Origin of the sequence: Lacisediminihabitans sp., from assembly GCF_036569425.1 — a bacterium.
Lineage (GTDB): Bacteria > Actinomycetota > Actinomycetes > Actinomycetales > Microbacteriaceae > Lacisediminihabitans.
The window spans coordinates 19,365-39,523 of record NZ_DATCQQ010000026.1 but is presented as its reverse complement, the minus strand read 5'-3'; the positions used below and the strand labels follow the sequence as shown (position 1 = coordinate 39,523).

Here is a 20,159-nt window from a genome sequence, read left to right as displayed (position 1 = left end):
GGACCCAACCGCTCACTTCAGTTGGAGGGGGGTGGTGATCCGATGGATCATCGTCAATTCTGGAACCTCGTCCGGTCTCGCTGGATCGTTCTCATCGCCTTTGCCCTGATCGGCCTGATCGCCGGATCCGCCTACGTGCTAGCGACACCGCGCGAATACACCGCCGAATCCGAGCTGTTCGTTTCTGCGGCAGGCGTCGACAACACGAGCGATCTGGCGCAGGGCGCCACCTTCTCGCAACAACAGGCCCGGAACTATAGCGCGATCGCCACGAAGGAACTCGTGCTCGATCCGGTGATCTCGTCGCTCGGACTCGACTCGAGTGTGAATGCACTCGCTCGCAGCGTCTCAGCGACCGTGCCTCTCAACACCTCGATCATCTCGATCGTCGTCACCGACAGCTCTCCGAGCCGGGCCGCGAAGATCGCCAACGCCGTCGCGTCGAGCCTGGTCGACGAGGTCGTCAAGCTCGTGCCGAAGAAGAGTGACGGCACGACTCCGGTGCGACTCGAACCGGTGCAGAACGCCACGGTCCCCACGGCACCCTCGGCTCCGAACACTCGAATCTCGCTACTTCTCGGGCTGCTCGCCGGCCTGGTCGTCGGACTCGTGCTCATCATCCTTCGCGAAATCGCCAGCACCAGGGTGCGTAGCACCGACCAGATCCTCGAGGTGGCCGACGCGCCGATCCTCGCAACGGTCGTCAACGACCGGGCAGCCGCCCACGGGCCTCTTCTGGATGCCGACCTCCCAAGCACCGTGCGCTCGGAGGAGTTCCGCCAGTTGCGCACGAGCCTGCTTGCGCTGGAAAGGGCCGACCCGAATCACGCGATCCTGGTGACTTCGTCGATTCCGCGCGAAGGAAAGAGCGTCACGGCGGCGAATCTCGCTATCGCAATGGCCGCGACCGGCCGGAGCGTCTGCCTCGTGGATGCGGATCTCCGCACGCCGGCGGTCGCTCGACTGTTCGGTCTCGATGCCGCACGGCCTGGACTCGCGGAGGTACTCGAGCATGGCACCGCCGTCGCGGACGCTTTGCAGGTGTGGGGATCGACCACTCTCAGCATCCTCCCCGCCGGTTCGGTTCCGTCGAATGCGAGTGAACTTATCGCGTCCGATGCCGCGGTCGTGTTGATGGGGACATTGCTGCTCGAGTTCGATTTCGTCATCGTCGACAGTCCGGCGCTGCTTCCCGTGACCGATGGCGCGGTTCTCGCGAACATCGTCGGGCACGCTCTGCTCGTGGTGGGCGCCGGTCGGGTCGAGACCCGCGAACTCCGCCGGTCCCTCGAATTGCTCGGCTCCGCCGGTGGAACTCTGGTGGGCACGGTGTTCAACCGCGCTCCGGCGCGTTCGCTCGGACGATTCCGCGCGAGCTACGTGCGCAAGGATCACTCCACCACGGTGCCCACTGTGTCGGAGTCCGCGGCGGAGTAGAACCGCTGTCGCCGCCCCCTTAGACACCGAGTGACGACCTGCCGACCTCTGGATCGGTACTTTTCGGTCCCGGTCACCGACCTCTGGTCGGGCCACCGGGACCCTTCCGCGGGTCAGGAACCCTCGCGCAGGTGCCAGGAAGGTGTGGTTGGCTTTCGCTCTCCCATACCTCCTCGGGCACGTTCCGCTTATTGCTCGCGGCTGCTGTTGGCGTAGTACGCCAGATCCTGCACGCGAGGTTTCGCCTCGATCGGATGAGTCGACACGACCTGCGCGATCTGGGCACCCGATCGAACAGCCGTGACAGAGATCCCGCCGACCGCGATGGGGAAGGTCTTCGCCGACATCCCGGCAGGAGCCACATAGGTCGCCGTCGTGTTGCCGATCTTGACCGTGACCGTGGCGCTGCTTGTGAGGAAAGTGAGAACCTCGACGGCGTCACGGGGTTTGACGGCGGTGCCGCTGAGGGTCGGAGCCATCAACTGCTGGGACGTGCTCGGTACGGCCGCGTAGGCCTGGATGCGGTTGGTGACGTAGATCGCGTCCCCCGTCACGGCCGGTGACGACCCGGTCTTGAAACGCGTGGCGTAGTAGGCATTGATGTCGAGGAACGACTCACCGTGGCCCGCGGAGGTGGCAAAGGACGTGCCCTCCGAATAGTCGTTCCAGGTCACGAGTTGCACGAGGTCGGCGCTGTCCGACTCCGCACGGTCCCACGAGGCACGGAGCGTCTCGGTGTTGTTCGCCTCCGCATAGAGGAAGCTGCGCGGGCGCTCGTCCTGGACGGCGACCGGCGCCATCCACTTGACGCCGAGCGCGTGCACCTTCGCCGCATAGCCCGGGGCATTCTTGATGGTCTGCGCGGTGCGCGTTCCCCAATCCCCGATCGCATAACTGATGGGCGCGAACGCCTTCAGGTTGGCGTCAGAGGGGCTGAGCAAGATGGCGATGAAGGCGGTCTTCACACCGTATTTGCTCGACAGCGTGTTCTTGAGCTGCGTCCACCAGGAGGGACTCTGGCGCTCGGCGGCAAAGGACGAAAGCACATACTCGCCGCTGGCCAGCCTGTAGGCCGAAGAGTATTTGTACAACTCCGCAAGTTTTGCGGCGACGGTGCCGATGTCTGCGTTGCCCGCACTCGCTGTTGCGTCGAGATTCGGCACAATCGTGAACTTGCGGCCAGACTCTTGCGCTGCCTTCATGAGCAGGACGGTACGGTCCCAGTTGTTGCCGCTGAGGCTCAGGATATCGACGTTGAAGCCGTCGATTCCCGCGTCTGCCGCAGCATTCACTTCAGACTTCATATCGGCAAGCTGCCAGTCGCCCGGCAGAGGATCGCGTCCTTCGGGGCGATCGCGGAGCAAGCCGCCGGATTGGACGTGCGCACCACCCTCGCCGGTAGCGGTCAGGTAGTTCCTGGCGTAATAGTCACTCGCGGGGGGCTGGTTGTCGAACGACACAGGGTATGGCGGGAAATAGTGGGCGAAGACCTTCTTGGCGGAGCTGTTGGACTTTGCCACGGCGAACGCCAGGTTCCCGTACTGGCCCGGATCTGCATTGACCGGTGGGGCCGGCTGCGCAGCAGGAATGGTGGGCACTGGCGCAGGAGTGGGCAAGACGGTCGATCCGTCGGACAGCACCACCACGAGCTTGGGACCGTAAGTGCCTGTGCGGTAGAAGGTATTGCTCGTGAACGCCTGCGAGTAACGAATCTCGAATGACGCGCGTGACTCTGACCACAGCGAAGCGGTGGTCGCCAGTGGAATCGAGATGGTCTTACCGACTACGGCGGGCACCGAGGCCTTGCTTGCGAGACCACTGGTGCGAGCAGGAAGCGTCTTCTGGGTGAGGGTGGCGGCGGACCACGTCGTCGCAGTCGGGAAGACCTGCACGCCCGCCTTGGTCGCGGTTGTACTTGCGACTCGCAACTGTAGTGATGCGCTCACCACGGTCGCACCGGCCAGGCTCGATGTGTCGAACTTCAGGAAGCTTGCATCCGCAGTCTTCGTGGCACTCAAGTACGGCTGCGCCGTGCGGGGCGAGGTCGGATAGCGGCTCGAAGTCCACGTCGCCTCGGTGGCCGGGATGGTCAGGGAATTCGTGCCCGTTGTAGCTTTCGCGAGGACCGTGTTCGTGCGTGCAGCGTTGGTCCCGGGGGTGCCGGCTGCAACCGCAGGCATAGCGAGTGCTGCGACCGCTACCGTGGCCGCGGCACCGAGAAGAATACGACTTCGGGGGCTTCGGAGAAACGTAGGAACCGACCAAAATGAAGCGCGGAGATGGCGACGTTTAGCAGGAGAATGGGATGTGCGGCGCTGAAGCGGCTCCATCTTGGACCAGATTTTTTTCAACATTCGCTTCAGTATCGCACGAAAGCCATGCGGCAATCCGGGACAACATACAGCTAACTTGAAGGTAGCAGACTTTGGCGGCGCCCCCGATCGATTGCGCGGCTAGCTTTCAACCTCCCGTGTGGGAGGTCGTCACCCTAGTATTCATTGCATGTCGCCACTCGTCGTCATCGCCGTCATCGTCGGCCTGGTCTGCGCGCTCACCTGGGTCGCCTCCCTGCTCACCGGGGACAATTCCTGGGTCGACCGCATCTGGTCGATCGTGCCGGTGGCCTATCTGTGGGTGTTCGCCGGCTTCGCGGGACTGCGGGACGCCCGCCTCGATCTGATGGCCGTGCTCGTCACCCTGTGGGGCGCGCGGCTCACCTTCAACTTCGCCCGCAAGGGCGGCTACTCCGGGGCGGAGGACTACCGCTGGCCCGTGCTCCGCTCGCGCATGACTGACTGGCAATTCCAGTTGTTCAACCTGTTCTTCATCGTGATCTACCAGAACATCCTGCTCGTGCTGATCACTCTGCCTGCCCTCACGGCGTTCCAGCATCGGGGCACCCCATTCGGCGTCCTCGACGGGCTCGTCGCCGCGGTCTTCATCGCCTTTCTCGTGGGTGAGACGATCGCCGACCAGCAGCAGTGGCGCTTCCAGGGCTGGAAGAAAGCGCAGATGGCGGCCGGCCGAGCCCCGAGCCCTCGCTTTCTGCAGTCCGGGCTGTTCCGCTACTCCCGCCATCCCAATTTTTTCTTCGAGCAGGCCCAGTGGTGGGCGCTCTTCCTCTTCGGCGCGATCGCGGCCGGCTCCCTCGCGCAGTGGACGGTGCTCGGCGCGCTGCTCCTCACCGTGCTGTTCATCGGATCGACCGCGTTCACCGAACGCATCACGCTCGGGCGGTATCCCGAGTACGCGCACTACCAGGCGCGCACCTCGGCGGTCGTGCCGTGGCCGCCCCGACCGGTGCCGAAGGCCGCGCGGGCCTGAGCTCTAGCTCGGTTTGGGGAACGCCGCCCGCATGTGGTCCGACGAAAGGTAGTCGGAGACGCCGATCAGGATGAGGCTGAACACGATCTGCTCGGTGACCATCCAGAACGGGTAGAGCCCCGGGATCGCCGCGATCACGAGCGTGACGACCGGGAAGATCTTGCTGAACAGCTTGAGCCGGCTGTAGGCCCAGTAGTAGCCGCGCTGCGCCCGCCAGGCGAAGTAGAACAGGGTGACGGTGATCGCGAGCACCACCCCCGACCGCATCCAGACCGCCCACGGCACCGAGGATCCGCGCAGGGTGAGCACGATCACCACGACCACCGCGCCGACGCCGAGCAGCACCTCCACCGCGAGCAGCCAGGCGATGGCCACGAACGCCCGCCGGGTGGACGGATGCTCGCGCATCTCCTCGGGAATCGTGTACGCGGCCGTCTTGCCGCCGGCGATGCGGTCGAGTCGGCGAAAGAGCGGTTCGAACCGATCGCCAAGGCCTCGTTGTGTCACCCTCCGAGCGTAGTCGGGGCGCCTTCGCCCCGCTGTCGGGGAGAGCGGGTAGCGTCGAGGCATGTCGTGCATCCGCTTCAACACCCCGGCCCAGCGCCAGGCCATGCGTGATCACCGCCCGGTGATGCTCACGAGCGACCAGGCCGCGTCCCTGCACCCGGCTCCCCCCGTGACCGAGAGCAAGATCGCCCGCCTGCGCACGCTCGCCGTGCACACCAACCCCAAGATCCGGGAGAGCGTGGCGAGCAGCCCGCACGCCCCGGATGACCTGCTCGCGATCCTCGCGAAGGACGTCGACGAGGGGGTGCGCTCGTGCGTCGCCCGCAACGAGGGCACGCCATGCGATGTGTTGCGCGGCCTCGCCGCCGACCCGTCCGAACGGGTCCGCGGCTTTCTGGCGCTCAACTTCTTCGTGCCGGCGGACGTCATGGGCGCCCTGGCCGCGGACGACAGCGACGTGGTGCGCGGACTCGTCGGCTGGAAGAGCAGCCTCGCCCGTGCCTGACGAGCCGGGTGCCTGACGAGCCGGATGCCTGACGAGCCGGATGCCTGACGGGCGGGTAGCCTGACGGGCGGAATCCGGCGCCGGTGGCTAGAGTCTGAGCATGGAACCGGGCGCGACGACGCGAGTCGACAGCTGGATCTGGGCCGTGCGGGTCGCAAAGACCCGGTCGGCCGCGACCGCCATGTGCCGCGCCGGCCATGTGCAGGTCAATGGGGAGCGGGCCAAGGCGGCCCAGCCGGTGAGGATCGGCGACGAGGTACGAGTGCGCGGTCCGGAGACGGAGCGCACCCTGCGGGTGGCGAGACTCGTGGCCAAGCGCGTGGGCGCCGTGGTCGCCGTCGAGTGCTTCGAGGACCTCACCCCTCCTCCGCCGCCACGCGAGGAGGTCGCCGCGACCGCCCACCGCGACCGCGGTGCCGGGCGTCCGACGAAACGTGAGCGGCGCGACCTCGAGAAGCTCCGCGGCCGCTGACTCGCCGGTCCCAGAATGCCGCGATGCGGCCGGATGCGCGGGTTCAGCCGGCGAAGACCTCGGTGATCGTCGGGGCGCCGGCCGGCGCGCTCACGACCTCGATCGCGTCGCCGGCCTCGATCACGCCCGTCTTCACGACCCGCAGGTATGCGCCCAGGCGCCTCTCGTCGGCGAAGCGCTTGACCCAGCCGCGCTCATCCGCGCCTCCCACCCACCTTGCGAAGGTGGCGCAGGGAGAGCGGGGCATCGTCACCTCGACGACGACCGTCGAGCCGATCCGCCAGCGCTCGCCGATCCTCGATGCCGAGACGTCGACACCATCGACCCGAAGGTTCTCGCCGAACCAGCCGGCCGACAGCTCCCGGCCGAGCTGCTGCGCCCAGAAGTCGGCGTCGTCCCGCGAGTAGGCGTAGAGAGCCTTGTCGGCACCCCCGTGATGCTTGCGGCTCACCTGCACGTCGCCGTACAGGCCGAGGGTCCGCACCCGCACCGGGCCGTCGACCGGACGCTTGTCGATTGCGGTGACGCCCTCGGATCCGGCATCCGCCCGCAGGGCGTGCACGACGCAGGCGGCGATGAGACGAGGTGACATGCCTCATTCCTACCCGACTCTCGGGGCGATCGCCGCCGCGGTGGGGGTCGTATCGTGTAAACAGCATGTTTCCGTTGCCATTTCGGCTCGTCTGGGCCGCCCAATCTCCCTAGGATGCCGGAATGACCGAAGCAACAGCGACCATCGCGCCCGCCAGACCCACCATTGTCGAGCCCGGCGGAATCGAGGCGATTCCCGCCGACCGACGACACGGGTCGCCCTGGCAGCTGTTCGCCACCTGGACCGCTCCCAACCTCGAGTTCGCCACGATCTTCGTCGGCGTGATCGCCGTCGCGTTCTTCGGCCTCGGGTTCTGGCAGGCGATCCTCGCGCTCGCCCTGGGCACGGCGGCCGGCGCGATCAGCCAGGGGCTTCTCTCCACCTGGGGTCCGCGTGAGGGCCTCGCCCAAATGGTGCTCGGCCGAACCGCGTTCGGGTACCGCGGCAACATCCTGCCGGCCGCCCTCAACACGGTGATGGCCGGGCTCGGCTGGTTCGCCGTCAACTCGGTGAGCGGCGCGTTCGCCCTCACCACGCTCACCGGCATTCCCACCGTGCTCTCTCTGCTCATCGTCGTCGTGATCGAGGTGGCCGTCGCCTTCGTCGGCCACGACCTCGTGCAGCTCTTCGAGCGCTATTCGAGCTACATCCTCGGGGCAATCTTCCTCGTCGCCACGACCACGATCTTCATGCACGCCGACCTCGGCTTCGTGCAGAAGGGCGGAAGCAACTTCAGTATCGCCGGCTTCACTCTCGCGGCCGGGGCCGCGTTCGGCTACGCGGCCGGCTGGAACCCGTACGCCTCGGACTACAGCCGCTATCTCAAGGCGGCCACGAGCAGGCGCACCATCGCGTGGGCCGCCGGACTCGGCAACTTCGTGTCCTGCATCGTGCTGATGGCGGCGGGCGCCGCCGCCGCCACGATCGCCGGCTTCAACCCGGGCGACCCGACGACCTCGTTCACCGCGACCATGCCGGTGATCGTGCGCGACCTCACCCTCGTTGCGATCACCGTCGGTGCGATCGCCGCCAACGCGCTCAACATCTACTCCGGGGCGATGTCGTTCCTCGCGGCCGGCATCAAGATCCCGTTCGCCTGGCGCCGGGCGATCATCGCCCTCGGCTTCGGCGTGGTCGGCTTCTTCATCGCGTGGATCGCGCTGCCCGACGCCGGCCACACCTACGAGAACTTCCTGCTGGTGATCGCCTATTGGATCGCCCCGTGGCTCGGCGTCGTGCTCGTCGACCGCTACCTGCGGCGCGGCACCGAGATCGCCTCGATCGTCGCCGACAAGGCCAGGTATCGCAACGCCGCAGGAATCGCCGCGTTCCTGTTCGGCCTCGTCGTGTCGATCGTGCTGTTCTCCAACCAGCAGTTCTACGTCGGCGTCGTGCCCAAGACGTGGGGCGCGGTCGGCGACCTCACCGCGATAGTCGGTCTCGTGCTCTCCGCCGCCGCATATTACTTCCTGTTCCTCGCCATCCGGCCCCGCCTCGGCGGCCCGCTGGGCGAGGCGCCGGACGTGCCCGTCGGAATCGATGCAGCGGACGACTCGGCATGACGATCGGCGAGATCTACGCGACCGACGCCGAGAAGCTCGCCGTCGCGGCGGCGGAAGCCAAGATCGGGGCGGACGAGGGCGGAATCCCGATCGGTGCCGCGCTGTTCGCGTCCGACGGCACGCTGCTGGGCAGCGGGCACAACCGCCGCGTGCAGGACGGCGATGCCGCGATGCATGCCGAGACGAATGCGTTCCACAATGCCGGTCGGCAGCGCAGCTACCGAGACACCGTGATGGTGACCACGCTCTCGCCGTGCTGGTACTGCTCGGGCCTCGTGCGGCAGTTCGGCATCGGCCGGGTGGTGGTGGGCGACGACCGGAACTATCTCGGCGGCCAGGACTGGCTCGCCGAGAACGGGGTGGAGCTCACCGTCATCAACGACCCGGCACTCATTGAGATGATGGGCGCGTTCATCCACGACCATCCGGCGCTCTGGAACGAAGACATCGGCGAGGACTGAATCGGGCGGTCGGTACCGACCGGTCAGGCCAACGCGCGGCCGAGTCGCGCCAGGGCGGACCCCTGTCGGATTGGGCGAATGGAGAGTATCGTTAATTACGGTTGCCCCAGACCTCGGTCGCCGAGTCGCAGGATGGATATCTCTGGGAGGGTACCAAATGACCGAGCGTAATCGGTTTCGGGTTGGTAAAGCCCTCGACATGGCCATCATCGATGTACTGAACCGCGGTGGGCTTGATCACGGCCTGGTCCCCCTGGTCTGGGTGATCGTGTCGTACCCCGAGGGAACCGTCATCGAGGGTCGTCCACCCCTCGACTCGAGCGACCCGGACTTTCTCTGCGAGTTGTGGGCGAGTGCCCTCAACATGACGGAGTACGCCTACGACACCGGCGAGGGCGAGCGCGTCTGGTACCTCACCGACGGGCTGTGGCGAGTCGAGTTGTCGAGCCGGGCGAATTCGGTGCGCTCCGTCGCCTAGCGCGACACGTGTGGCCCAGCAGTGCCTGAGTGAGCAGGCGAACCGCTCTCGTGCCGCCCTCCCGGCTGGCGGCGACCGTCAGGTCATCCGCAGAGCGAATTCCCTAGACGATCGATGCGGCCTGCCGGGTAAGGTCACGGCTGGTTGGGGTTCCCACGTCGTTCCACCTCTCGGGCCCCCGGGGTCGTGACTGTCGACACGGGCAGGCATCGGTGTCCTGCGCTCACTCTGCACCGCACGGTACTCCCGTCACGCGTTCGTAGCGGGAGCCCCAGCAGATTGTCAGCCAGCTGATCTTTACCGGCGAGCCTGAGGAAGTGCTGCCGATCGTCTGGAGGCACGGAAACACGAACGACCGCGACTCGATGGTCGCGGTCGTTCGGTCGTCCGGTGTCGGTCAGCGCTTCTTGTAGTAGTCCTTCCAGACCAGCCGGTGGAGCGGAATCCACCGGGGTATGGTGCGCAGACCGGGGATGAACGGCACGAGCGCCAGCAGCAGCGTGAGCACCCCCATGATCACCACCACGAGGACGTCGGCGTTCGCCGCCGACTTCACCGGCTCGACCTGGTAGAAGAACGAGAAGAGCCAGAGCCACGACTGCCCGGGGTAGTTGCCGGTCTCGTTCATCATGCCCCACTGGTCCCCGGTGAGATGCTGTGCAGTCGCCAGATCCGGGAAGTAGGTACCGTCGCCCAGAAACAGGATCGTCGGGGTGTAGTCGGTGTTGTAGAAGGATCCCCGAGACTGCAGCACGCCATCGAGGGAGCCCTGCTGGGCCATCGTGAGGAGGCTGTCGGTGAGTTCCGGAACCGGACCGTACGATCCGTCGGCGACCTTCGCCGGGTCGTTGCCCGGCGCCTTGTCGAGGGCCTTGGTGTAGGCCGCGGTCCAGTCGGTGCGCTGCGTGTCGCTCGCGGCGGTCCAGGTGGCGATCTCCTTGGGCGCGTTCGGCAGCGTCGACAGCGGGTGGATCACGAGATCCTCGGCCGTGTCGATCGGGATGCGCACTCCGGAGAAGCTCTGCAGGTCGATCGGGCCAAGAGTCTGCGTGGCATCCGGAGTCGAGTTGTACGGCGGGCCGTAGCCGGCGGTCTCGCTGGTTCCGCCGAGCTCGGCCGTCGCGGTCGCCACGAAGTCGGCGGGCTTCGCGTTGGCCCACGACTTGAGAGTGACACTCGGGTCGTCCGGCGAACCCAGGATGAGGGAGACGCCGACCACGAGCACGGTCACGACGATCACTCCGATCGTGAGTTCCTTGAACAGGTCGTATTCGCGCAGCTGGCCCTTCCATGGGCGACCGGCGATGCCGGTGCCCTTGCGCCAGGACATGGGGCTGAGGGGCTTGCTCATCGTACGACCTCCGTCGGTTCCTCGGTCGGCTGCTGGGGCGCGTGCGCCTGCGGCTGCGGCACCGGCCGCGGCGCCGGCTGCAACTGCGCGTCTGTCTCCGCGGCTTCGAGCGGCGGCACCACCCCGTGCACGCGCACCAGGATCACGTGAAACGCGACGATCGCGGCGACGGCGAGCGGAAGCAGCGTGATGTGCCACATGAAGATCTGGCCGAGGTTCGCCACGTTGAACCAGGCTCCGATGCCCACGGCGTTGAGCGCATCCTTGCCTTCGAACGCGATCCACTGCGAGTCGAAGTTGGTCTGCAGCAGATAGCCGGTGAAGGCCGCGACGATCGACACGGCGAACGAGACGACGCCGGTGATCCAGGTGAGTACGCGTCCACCGCGCCAGGCTGCCATCCAGTACTTGCCCCAGAGGTGCACGACCATGAAGAGGAAGAAGAACTCGACGCTCCACAGGTGGGTGCTGTTGATGAAGTGCCCGACACCGGACACGTGCCACCACAGCGGCCCGTTGAGACTCAGGATCACCCCGGAGACGATGACGATCACGAGCGAGGCGATCGCCCCCATCCCGAACACGTAGATCCACGAGGCGACGTAACTCGGCTGGTCCTGCGGCAGGAGCTTGTCCGGAGGCAGTTTCTTCAGCACCCAGCGACGCGTCTTACCCGTCCAGGTGTAGAACTCCTCTTCGGACTCGGCGTGGTGACCGGATGATCCGGTCGGCGCGCTCACTTGCGCCTCTTTGCGGCGGGGAACGGCAAAACGAGGGCGAGGGCGAACAGCACGAGCATGACGACGATGACGACGAAGTTGCCGAGCTGGATGACGAAATCACCCCAGCCCAGATAGATTGCCGGGCTTTCACCGGCGGCTAGTGCGAGCAGACTGTTCATGCGGACCTCCGGATGCGAACCATGTGATTCGAACCGTATTCCCGCGGCGTGCACCGCACCGGGACCTTGGTCCCGGTGCCGCAGCGGGCGCTAGTCGCGCAGTGCGCGCCTCTCCAGCACGCCGCGCACGAAGGCCGCCTGGCCCACGTGCTGAAGGTCGTCGCTGATCACACTGACGAGACGCGTGGCGAGCGTCACCGGCGGCATCCAGTGCCGATCGACGACGCGGTCGAGGTCGGTGTCTGACAGGGCCGCGAGGTAGCGAACGGTGCGGTCGTGCACGTCGTCGTGGTACCCGATGAACCTGTCCCGGCTGATGTTGCTCACCCTGGCGACATCGGACGAGGTGTGCCCGTATCCGGTCGCTCTCACCTCGAAGGGGAGCGCGAACCGCTCGGCCCAGCCGTCGGCAGTCCACGCCTGCTCGGTGCCGGCGACCGCCGCGACATGGTCGTCCTGCACCCGGGAGAGATGCCAGAGCAGCCAACCGATGGAGTTTGCACCATCCTCGACACGCGCGGAGAGCTGTTCGGGGCTCAGCCCCTTGGCGGCGTGATGCACGGAGTCCCTGACTCGATCGAAGGCGGCGACGAGGAGCGCGGCGGTGGTGGTCATGGTTCGACCGTACGCGCGCCACCAACGACGGGTAGGGTCCTTCTACCCAGACCGGCGGCCGCGGGTCGACAGGCTCACGCCTGCCGCGACGTCGGAGCGGAATACACCACCGGCTCGAGTCGGAAGATGCGCAGGGTTCGACCGGACTGCCGTTCGTACTCGCGATAGTTCGGCCATTGCGCCTCGATGAGCCGCCAGACCCGCTCGCGCTCGTCGTCGGCCACGATGGTCGCCAGCACCGGGATGCTCCTGCCCCGCACGTTCGCCGTCGCCCGGGGGTCGGCGAGCAGGTTCGTTGTCCACGCCGGGTGGTCTTCGCGAGCGAAGTTGCTGCCGACCACGAGCATCCGCCCCCGTCCCTCCGGGCAGTACATGAGGGTCGTCTCGCGCTCGAGTCCCGACTTCGCTCCGGTCGTGCGCAGCACGAGAGACGGCACGAGCAGCCCGCTCAACTGCACGGTGCCGCGGGTCAGAACGCTCATCGCCCGCTCGAGGGGAGGCATGACCGCCGGCCCGAACCGCCGGAAGAGCCGCGTGCGGGTGAACGCCGCCACGGCAATTCGAATGCCTCGCACCAGGGATGCCATGGCTGCATTCTGTTTGAAAAACCGCATTCGCGCTGCACGGGTGGGAATACACGCGGCGGCGCGAGTGCTGTTGATCAGGTGAAGCGCATCGGATTCCTGTCTTTCGGCCACTGGCAACCGGTGCCGGGATCCGAGACGAGAACGGCGCGGGACGCCCTGCTGCAGACGGTTGAACTCGCCGTCGCCGCCGAGGAGATCGGAATCGACGGGGCCTACCTGCGCGTGCACCACTTCGCCCCCCAGCTCGCCTCCCCGTTCCCCCTGCTCGCGGCCATGGCTGCATGTACGAGCCGCATCGAGGTGGGCACCGGCGTGATCGACATGCGCTACGAGAACCCCCTCTACATGGCCGAGGAGGCGGCGGTCACCGACCTGTTGAGCGGCGGGCGGCTGCAGCTCGGAGTGAGCCGCGGCTCTCCCGAGACGGCACTGCGCGGCTCGGAGGCCTTCGGCTACGTGCCTGCCGACGGGCGAACGGATGCCGACGATGCGCGCACGCACACGGCCCTGTTTCGGGCGGCCATCGATGGCGCCGGCGTCGCGATGGCCAACCCGCAGGTCACCGGCACCTCGGGGGCGCTCGCGATCCAGCCCCAGTCGCCCGGGCTGGTGGACCGCATCTGGTGGGGTTCCGGCACGCGCCAGACCGCCCGGTGGACCGCCGAGCAGGGCATGAACCTGATGAGTTCGACTCTTCTCACCGAGGACACCGGCGTGCCGTTCGACGAGTTGCAGGCCGAGCAAATCGCCATCTACCGGGCGGCCTGGGCGGAGGCCGGCTGGCAACGCGAGCCCCGGGTCTCGGTGAGCCGAAGCGTTCTGCCGATCGTGACCGACCTCGACCGTCGGTACTTCGGGGCCAGGTCCGCCGAGAACTCCGACCAGGTCGGCTACCTCGACGGCGGGGTCGCCCGATTCGGCAAGAGCTACGTGGGCGAGCCTGACGCGATAGTCGAGGCGCTCGGCCAGGATGCGGCCGTGCGGGAGGCGGACACCGTGCTGCTCACGGTGCCGAACCAGCTGGGGGTCGACTACAACACACACCTGCTCGAGACGATCGCCCGGCACGTGGCTCCGGCTCTCGGCTGGCGGCCGAACCACGAACCGACGTCAGGCCAGCGGCCGCTCACCTGACCGCCACGAATCGTCATACGATTTGGCGCCCCTCCGCCGGCAGACAAACATTGCCCCCGGGGTTCGGGGATCACGTCGGCGCAGACGCTTGCCAGACGGACAGCGGATTCCTCATGTGCGGTGTGCCCGCGCCACGACATGAGAACGAACAGCACGAAAACAACAGACAGAGGTCAGGAAATGAAGAATCTCACACGCGCGGGAGTCGTCGCGATCGCAGCGTTACTACTCATCACCGGGTGCTCGTCCGCCTCGGGCGGCACGGCGGCGGGCGCGAGCAAGGGCGGCACGCTCACGATCCTCACCCCGAGCACCAAGATCGACCTCGACCCGGCCAAGAGCCAGAACCTCGCGATCACCACGCTGGGACTGATCGAGCGCCGCCTGACGACCTGGGACATCCGTGCCGGCAAGCCGGCGACCGTCGTGCCGGACCTCGCGACCACCACCGGAACCCCGAGCGATGGCGGCAAGACCTGGACCTTCACCCTCAAGGACGGTCTGAAGTTCGCCGACGGCTCTCCCATCACCACCGCCGACATCAAGTACGGCATCGAGCGGTCGTTCGCCGACGAGCTCTCCGGCGGTCTCAGCTATCACAAGTCTCTGCTCGTCGGCGGAGCGGACTATCACGGCCCGTACTCGGGATCCGCCCTCGCGTCGATCGAGACTCCGACCCCGAAGTCGATCGTGTTCCATCTCACCGGCGCCTACGGCGACTGGCCGTGGATCGCCTCCATGCCGGCCTTCGCACCGGTGCCCAAGGCGAAGGACAACCCGGCCACCTACGGCCAGGATCCCGTCGCCTCCGGTCCGTACCAGGTGGCGTCGAACAAACAGGGAACCGCGCTCACCCTCACCCGAAACAAGTACTGGAGCGCGAAGACCGACACCGTGCGAGCGGCCGGGCCCGACTCCGTGGTCTTTCGCATGAGCCAGGATCCGAGCACCACGGCGCAGAGCCTCATCTCCGACGCCGGCGACACCAAGGCGGCATTCGGCGCTGCCTTCCTCGGCGCTGCCCAACTGGCCCAGGTGAACCGCGACCCGGCCGCGAAGGCGCGCCTCGCGACCTCCCAGGCCGGACCGCTCTCCTACCTCGCCCTGAATACGCAGCGCGGCGCTCTCAAGGACCTCGACGTGCGCAAGGCGATCGAATACGCCGTCGACAGGAAGGCCTACCTCATCGCCTCGGGAGGCGCGGCGGCCGGAGAGGCCGCGACGACGCTGATCACCCCCGGGATCGCCGGTCGCCAGGCCTACGATCTCTATCCGGCAGGCGCGGATGGCGACGTGAAGAAGGCGAAGGCGCTGCTGGCGAAGGCCGGCCAGTCGAGCGGGTTGTCCCTCACGCTCCTCGTGCAGAACGACGCCGCATCCCTCGCCAAGGCGCAGGCGATCCAGCAGGGAATCCAGCGGGCCGGGATCACCGTCACCATCAACTCGGAAGACGAGAACTCGTTCTACTCCGACGCGACGGCCACCGACGCGAGCTACGACCTCGCCCTGTACAGCTGGCAGCCCGACTTCCCGAGCGCGAACAGCAACATCCAGCCCCTCTTCGCGTCGAGCGAGATCGGCGAGGGCCGCAACAACGTCGCACGGTACTCAAGCCAGGAGGTCGACGCCCTCATCGCGAAGGCCACCGCCGAGGTGGACCACAAGGCGGCCCAGGCGCTGTGGGCGAAGGCCGACAGGCGGATCATGCAGGATGCCCCGGTGGTGCCGCTGAGCTACGCGAAGCAGTCGTTCCTGCGCGGATCGAACGTGAAGAACTTCTTCGTCGCGTCGTTCCCGGCCTACCCGAACTACCTCACCCTCTCGCTCGCGAAATGACCGACGGATCGGCACCGGTCGTGCTGTCGGTGGACGGGGTCTCGATCTCGTTCACCGGCGCCACACCAGACGCCGACCACGCCGTGGTCGATGACGTGAGTTTCGAGCTGCGGCGCGGTCGGGTGCTCGCCCTGGTTGGCGAATCCGGGTCGGGCAAGAGCGTCACCGCAATGTCGACGCTCGGGCTGCTCCCCCGCAACGCCCGCGTCACCGGCAGCATCCGCCTGGGCGACGAGGAGTTGCTGGGCGCCGACCCCGCCCGGCTGCGGGAGATCCGCGGCGGCGGCATCGGAACGATCTTCCAGGAGCCGATGAGCGCCTTCAACCCCGTGCTGTCAATCGGCGCCCAGATCGGCGAGGCGCTCAGGGCGCATTCGAAGGGCCTCGGGCGAGCCTCCGTCGACGCGGCAATCGTCGATCTTCTCGACTCGGTCGGGATCGACGACCCACGGCGGGTGCTTCGGGCGTTTCCGCACGAGCTCTCCGGTGGCCAGCTCCAGCGGGCGATGATCGCCACGGCCATCTCCGGCGACCCGGCGGTGCTCATCGCCGACGAGCCGACGACTGCCCTCGACGTGACGGTTCAGGCCGGGATCCTGGACCTCATCCGGCAGTTGCGCGACCGGTCCGGGATGGCGGTGCTGCTGATCACCCACGACATGGGAGTCGTCGCCGACCTCGCGGACGACGTCGTCGTGATGCGGGACGGGGCGGTCGTCGAACGCGCGGACGTCGGCACCCTCTTCTCCCGGCCCACCGAGGAGTACACCAGGGCGTTGCTCGCCGCCGTGCCCCGCCTCGATTCCCTGGCCCTCGATTCCCTGGCCCTCGATTCCCTGACCCCCGATTCCCTGGGCCCCGACAGCCCGGGCACGGACCGGGTCGTCCTCAAGGATCGCGCGGCCGAACCCCCGCCGGCCCTCGCGACGCCGGCCAGCACCCCAGCCGCCGTCACGCTCTCGAACGCGGATGTCATCTACGGCCGGCGCGGTTGGCGGCGCACCGGCACCAAGGCCGTCGACGGGGTGTCGCTCGGCATCCGGGCGGGGCGGAGTCTCGGCCTCGTCGGTGAATCGGGATCGGGAAAGTCCACGGTCGGTCGCGCCATTGCCGGGCTCGTTCCGCTCGCGGCCGGGTCGATCGACGTCGCCGGGGTCGACCTCGGGGCGGCATCCGCCCGCACGCTTCGCTCGGCCCGGGCGCGCATCGGGTACGTGTTCCAGGACCCAGCCTCGTCCCTGAACCCGCGATTCACGATCGAGCAGAGCATCGGCGAACCTCTCCGGCTGCACTCGAGCCTCGGCCGGGCGGGGCAGCGAGCGCGCGTGGCCGAGCTGCTCGACGCCGTGCAACTGCCGACAGACACCGCCGGTCGCTACCAGCATGAACTGTCCGGCGGGCAGCGCCAGCGGGTCGCGATCGCGAGGGCAATCGCGCTGGGGCCCGCGCTGCTCATCGCCGACGAACCGACGAGCGCGCTCGACGTGTCCGTTCAGGCCCTCGTGCTCGATCTGCTGCGCGACCTGCAGGGCCGACTCGGGTTCGCGTGCCTGTTCATCAGCCACGACCTCGCCGTGGTGCACGAACTCGTCGACGAGGTCGCGGTGATGCACCGCGGCCGGATCGTGGAGAGCGGAGCGGCGGCGCTCGTGCTGCGCTCCCCCGCCGACGACTACACCCGGCGCCTGCTGGCGGCGGCGCCCGTGGCCGACCCCGTCGACCAGCGCGCGCGACGCGAGGCGTGGCGCGCACTCTCCCTCGCGCCGAGCGCGTCGGGCGGCGCCTCGTGACCGCCGTCGGGTCCGCGCGTGTCGACGCGCCGACGGGGCTGCGCCGGGTAGCGGGCCGGCTCAGGGCCGATCGCTGGGCAACCGCCGGGCTGGTCGTGATCGGGCTGTTCGTGGTTGCCGCCGTCTTCGCGGGGCCGCTCACCGCGATCAGCGGGCAGAATCCGTACACCTACCATCTGGACAGGCTCGACGACTCGGGCTCCCCGCTCGGTTTCGGCGGGGGCATCAGTTTCGCCCACTGGTTCGGCGTCGAACCGCTCACCGGCCGCGACCTCTTCGCCATCGTGGTCTTCGGCTCGCGCACGTCCATACTCGTGAGCGTGAGCGCGACGGTGCTTGCCGTTGTCGTCGGCGTGCTCGTCGGCATCACGACGGGCTTTTTCGGCGGCTGGTACGACCGCACCCTGAGCCGGGTGATCGACGTGCTCTTCGGCTTCCCGAGTCTCGTCTTCATGATCTCGCTCACCGCGATCGTGCCGACGAGCTTCCCCAAACCGCTGCTCATCATCCTCGTGATCGGGTTCTTCGGCTGGCCGTCCATCGCCAGGGTGGTGCGCGGCCAGACCCTCTCCCTGCGCGAACGCAACTTCGTCGTCGCCTCGAACGCGATGGGTGCCGGGCCGTGGCACATCATCGCGCACCAGGTCCTGCCGAACGTAAGCGCGACCATCATCGTGTTCGCGACCATCTCCATCCCGAGCATGATCGGCGTGGAGGCGGCGCTGTCGTTCCTCGGCGTCGGCGTGCCTCCCCCGACCCCGTCCTGGGGTCGAACGATCGGCGACGCCGTCACCTGGGTGCAGACCGATCCCATCTACCTCGTCTTCCCCGGGGCCGCGCTGTTCCTGGTCACCCTCGCCTTCAACGTGGTCGGGGACGGCCTGCGGGATGCGCTCGATCCTCGGCGGGGGGCGGTGCCTCGATGAAGACCGCCGGATTCGTGGCCTACCGGATCGCCGGGATGCTCATGGTGCTGCTGGCCATCGCCGCGATCACCTATGCGATCTTCTACCTGCTGCCCACCAACCCCGCTCAGCTGAGCTGCGGCAAACCGTGCACGCCGGAAAACCTCGCCAGGGTGAAACAATTCATGGGCTACGACCTGCCGTGGTACCAGCAGTTCTGGGACTTCCTGCGCGGGATCGTCGCCGGCCGCACCTACGGCAGCGGGGCGGGGGCCGTGACGTGCGGGAGCCCGTGCTTCGGCTACTCGTTCCAGCTCAACACCACGGTGACCGACCTCATCGTCTCCCGATTCCCGGTCACCGCCTCCATCGCCGTCGGTGCCGCCGTGGTCTGGCTCGTCGTCGGCGTCGGCAGCGGTGTCGCCTCGGCACTCACCCGCGGAACCGCGATCGACCGCGGCATCATGACCGTCGCCATCGCCGGGGTGTCCGCGCCGAGCTACCTCGTGGGGCTCCTCGCGATCCTGTTCTTCTCCTTCACCCTCCACCTGCTCCCCTCAGGCGGCTACGTCGCGTTCGGCGACGACCCGCTCCAGTGGCTCAGCCACCTGGTGTTGCCGTGGTTCACCCTCGCGTTCATCAGCGGTGCCGTCTACGCCAGGCTCACGAGGGGCCAGATGCTCGAGGTGATGGGCGAGGACTACATCCGCACCGCCCGGGCGAAGGGTCTCACCGAGTCCCGAGTGGTGGTGCGCCACGGCCTCCGCAACGCGCTCATCCCCGTCGTGACGATCTTCGGGCTCGACCTCGGCGGCCTCCTCGGCGGCGCGGTCATCACCGAGAAGGTGTTCTCGATGCAGGGCCTCGGAGCCCTGCTCATCGACGCTGTGCACACCCTCGACCTGCAGGTCGTCGTAGGCTTCACCCTCTTCGCCGCGTTCCTCATCGTGCTCGCGAATTTCGCGGTCGACCTCGTCTACGGCCTCATCGATCCGCGAGTGAAAGCGCGGGTCTGACCGGGTAAATTCGAGCGTGGCGGGCCGGTCGTCGGCGGTCGGCGCACCCCTGGAGGCCGCAATGCCCACGTCAGCGCAACGGCGAGCCGTGCTCGTTCTGTCAGCCACGGCCGACGTCGCCGAACTCGACAAGCCCCTGCCCGCGCGGGCCGCTCACCCGCAGGCTCGCGACGCTCGGCAGAACCCGCTCGGCCACGTCCACGACCGTGCGGGAGTGCGCATACATCAACCTCGTCATTCGCCACGATCTGTTAGTGCGCCTCGCGGGCGGCCCTCTGGGCGATGTTCGCCGTCAGCACAAGGGTCCCCACCCCCCGTATGGGGAACATGACAAACATTCGTACTCGGTGCAGACTCTAGATGATGACGATCGACTATTCGGTGCCCCGACCCCGTGCCAACCGACTCGAATCACCTCACCCGACGGGCGGGTACGACCAGGTGGTCACGTGGCCGAACGGCAATGTGTCCTACCTGCTGCGCGGGCAGCTGCATCGGGAGGACGGGCCGTCCTTCGTCGGTGCCGACGGCTCGAGAAGCTGGCATCGCAACGGGCGCGAACACCGCGAAGACGGACCGGCCGTCCACTGCCCGGACGGTCACCACCAGTGGTGGCTCGACGGCCGCCAGGTCAGCGAGGCGGAGTTCCGGCTGCGCGCCAGCGACTGAGCCTCGGTCTCACGGAT

At 67.5% G+C, this 20,159-nt stretch carries 22 protein-coding genes; 13 read left to right on the top strand and 9 right to left on the bottom strand.

Annotated elements, in window-relative coordinates; all coding sequences use genetic code 11:
* Positions 1-42 precede the first annotated feature (42 nt).
* The gene (locus VIM54_RS04885; protein ID WP_331899649.1) at positions 43-1,437 is read left to right on the top strand and encodes a polysaccharide biosynthesis tyrosine autokinase; all 1,395 of its coding nucleotides are present in this window, start codon (positions 43-45) and stop codon (positions 1,435-1,437) included.
* A gap of 188 nt (positions 1,438-1,625) precedes the next feature.
* Here the strand turns inward: VIM54_RS04885 and VIM54_RS04880 are convergent, their stop codons facing one another.
* A complete protein-coding gene (locus VIM54_RS04880) occupies positions 1,626-3,791 on the bottom strand; it encodes an endo-1,3-alpha-glucanase family glycosylhydrolase (RefSeq protein ID WP_331899648.1) in 2,166 nt (721 codons plus the stop codon).
* Between the two features lie 148 nt (positions 3,792-3,939).
* On the opposite strand from VIM54_RS04880, the gene VIM54_RS04875 reads away from it, so the two are divergent.
* A complete protein-coding gene (locus VIM54_RS04875; protein WP_331899647.1) occupies positions 3,940-4,761 on the top strand; it encodes a DUF1295 domain-containing protein in 822 nt (273 codons plus the stop codon).
* A 3-nt stretch (positions 4,762-4,764) separates the two neighbouring features.
* On the opposite strand, the gene VIM54_RS04870 is transcribed toward VIM54_RS04875, so the two are convergent.
* On the bottom strand, positions 4,765-5,268 hold the full coding sequence (locus VIM54_RS04870; RefSeq protein WP_331899646.1) for a hypothetical protein: 504 nt from the start codon (positions 5,266-5,268) through the stop codon (positions 4,765-4,767).
* Between the two features lie 61 nt (positions 5,269-5,329).
* On the opposite strand from VIM54_RS04870, the gene VIM54_RS04865 reads away from it, so the two are divergent.
* Both VIM54_RS04865 and VIM54_RS04860 read left to right on the top strand, forming a co-directional pair.
* Positions 5,330-5,773, top strand: a complete 444-nt coding sequence (locus VIM54_RS04865) for a hypothetical protein (RefSeq protein WP_331899645.1) — start codon at positions 5,330-5,332, stop codon at positions 5,771-5,773.
* A gap of 100 nt (positions 5,774-5,873) precedes the next feature.
* A complete protein-coding gene (locus VIM54_RS04860; protein ID WP_331899644.1) occupies positions 5,874-6,245 on the top strand; it encodes an RNA-binding S4 domain-containing protein in 372 nt (123 codons plus the stop codon).
* A gap of 43 nt (positions 6,246-6,288) precedes the next feature.
* Here the strand turns inward: VIM54_RS04860 and VIM54_RS04855 are convergent, their stop codons facing one another.
* Complete coding sequence (locus VIM54_RS04855; protein WP_331899643.1) at positions 6,289-6,837, bottom strand: MOSC domain-containing protein; 549 nt, start codon at positions 6,835-6,837, stop codon at positions 6,289-6,291.
* A 122-nt stretch (positions 6,838-6,959) separates the two neighbouring features.
* Between VIM54_RS04855 and VIM54_RS04850 the strand changes: the two genes are divergently transcribed.
* The 3 genes from VIM54_RS04850 to VIM54_RS04840 all read left to right on the top strand — a co-directional run bounded on the left by VIM54_RS04850 (position 6,960) and on the right by VIM54_RS04840 (position 9,338).
* The gene (locus tag VIM54_RS04850; RefSeq protein WP_331899642.1) at positions 6,960-8,399 is read left to right on the top strand and encodes a purine-cytosine permease family protein; all 1,440 of its coding nucleotides are present in this window, start codon (positions 6,960-6,962) and stop codon (positions 8,397-8,399) included.
* On the top strand, positions 8,396-8,860 hold the full coding sequence (locus VIM54_RS04845) for a nucleoside deaminase (RefSeq protein WP_331899640.1): 465 nt from the start codon (positions 8,396-8,398) through the stop codon (positions 8,858-8,860). The genes VIM54_RS04850 and VIM54_RS04845 overlap by 4 nt, the downstream gene beginning before the upstream one ends.
* A 199-nt stretch (positions 8,861-9,059) precedes the next feature.
* Positions 9,060-9,338, top strand: a complete 279-nt coding sequence (locus VIM54_RS04840) for a hypothetical protein (protein ID WP_331899638.1) — start codon at positions 9,060-9,062, stop codon at positions 9,336-9,338.
* 397 nt (positions 9,339-9,735) lie between these two features.
* Here the strand turns inward: VIM54_RS04840 and VIM54_RS04835 are convergent, their stop codons facing one another.
* The 5 genes from VIM54_RS04835 to VIM54_RS04815 form a co-directional block, all read right to left on the bottom strand.
* On the bottom strand, positions 9,736-10,689 hold the full coding sequence (locus VIM54_RS04835) for a hypothetical protein (RefSeq protein WP_331899636.1): 954 nt from the start codon (positions 10,687-10,689) through the stop codon (positions 9,736-9,738).
* The gene (locus VIM54_RS04830; protein WP_331899634.1) at positions 10,686-11,429 is read right to left on the bottom strand and encodes a cytochrome b N-terminal domain-containing protein; all 744 of its coding nucleotides are present in this window, start codon (positions 11,427-11,429) and stop codon (positions 10,686-10,688) included. Before VIM54_RS04830 ends, VIM54_RS04835 begins: the two co-directional genes overlap by 4 nt.
* Positions 11,426-11,590 carry a hypothetical protein gene (locus VIM54_RS04825; RefSeq protein ID WP_331899632.1) on the bottom strand — a complete coding sequence of 55 codons (165 nt, stop codon included), beginning with the start codon at positions 11,588-11,590 and terminating at the stop codon, positions 11,426-11,428. Before VIM54_RS04825 ends, VIM54_RS04830 begins: the two co-directional genes overlap by 4 nt.
* A 90-nt stretch (positions 11,591-11,680) precedes the next feature.
* Positions 11,681-12,205, bottom strand: coding sequence for a mycothiol transferase (locus tag VIM54_RS04820; RefSeq protein WP_331899630.1), 525 nt, complete (start codon positions 12,203-12,205; stop codon positions 11,681-11,683).
* A 74-nt stretch (positions 12,206-12,279) separates the two neighbouring features.
* The gene (locus VIM54_RS04815) at positions 12,280-12,792 is read right to left on the bottom strand and encodes a nitroreductase/quinone reductase family protein (protein ID WP_331899628.1); all 513 of its coding nucleotides are present in this window, start codon (positions 12,790-12,792) and stop codon (positions 12,280-12,282) included.
* A 78-nt stretch (positions 12,793-12,870) separates the two neighbouring features.
* Here VIM54_RS04815 and VIM54_RS04810 point away from each other — a divergent pair, with 78 nt between their 5' ends.
* The 5 genes from VIM54_RS04810 to VIM54_RS04790 all read left to right on the top strand — a co-directional run bounded on the left by VIM54_RS04810 (position 12,871) and on the right by VIM54_RS04790 (position 19,473).
* Positions 12,871-13,926 carry an LLM class flavin-dependent oxidoreductase gene (locus tag VIM54_RS04810; RefSeq protein ID WP_331899626.1) on the top strand — a complete coding sequence of 352 codons (1,056 nt, stop codon included), beginning with the start codon at positions 12,871-12,873 and terminating at the stop codon, positions 13,924-13,926.
* A 180-nt stretch (positions 13,927-14,106) separates the two neighbouring features.
* Positions 14,107-15,762, top strand: coding sequence for an ABC transporter substrate-binding protein (locus VIM54_RS04805; RefSeq protein WP_331899624.1), 1,656 nt, complete (start codon positions 14,107-14,109; stop codon positions 15,760-15,762).
* Entirely contained in the window at positions 15,759-17,552 is a 1,794-nt protein-coding gene (locus VIM54_RS04800) for an ABC transporter ATP-binding protein (RefSeq protein ID WP_331899622.1), read from the top strand. The genes VIM54_RS04805 and VIM54_RS04800 overlap by 4 nt, the downstream gene beginning before the upstream one ends.
* Positions 17,504-18,478: an ABC transporter permease gene (locus VIM54_RS04795; protein WP_331899620.1), complete on the top strand. Its 975-nt coding sequence runs from the start codon at positions 17,504-17,506 to the stop codon at positions 18,476-18,478. The genes VIM54_RS04800 and VIM54_RS04795 overlap by 49 nt, the downstream gene beginning before the upstream one ends.
* On the top strand, positions 18,475-19,473 hold the full coding sequence (locus VIM54_RS04790) for an ABC transporter permease (RefSeq protein ID WP_331899618.1): 999 nt from the start codon (positions 18,475-18,477) through the stop codon (positions 19,471-19,473). Before VIM54_RS04795 ends, VIM54_RS04790 begins: the two co-directional genes overlap by 4 nt.
* Before the next feature lie 100 nt (positions 19,474-19,573).
* Here the strand turns inward: VIM54_RS04790 and VIM54_RS04785 are convergent, their stop codons facing one another.
* Entirely contained in the window at positions 19,574-19,711 is a 138-nt protein-coding gene (locus VIM54_RS04785; RefSeq protein ID WP_331899616.1) for a hypothetical protein, read from the bottom strand.
* 125 nt (positions 19,712-19,836) lie between these two features.
* On the opposite strand from VIM54_RS04785, the gene VIM54_RS04780 reads away from it, so the two are divergent.
* Complete coding sequence (locus VIM54_RS04780) at positions 19,837-20,142, top strand: hypothetical protein (RefSeq protein ID WP_331899614.1); 306 nt, start codon at positions 19,837-19,839, stop codon at positions 20,140-20,142.
* Positions 20,143-20,159: the final 17 nt, after the last annotated feature.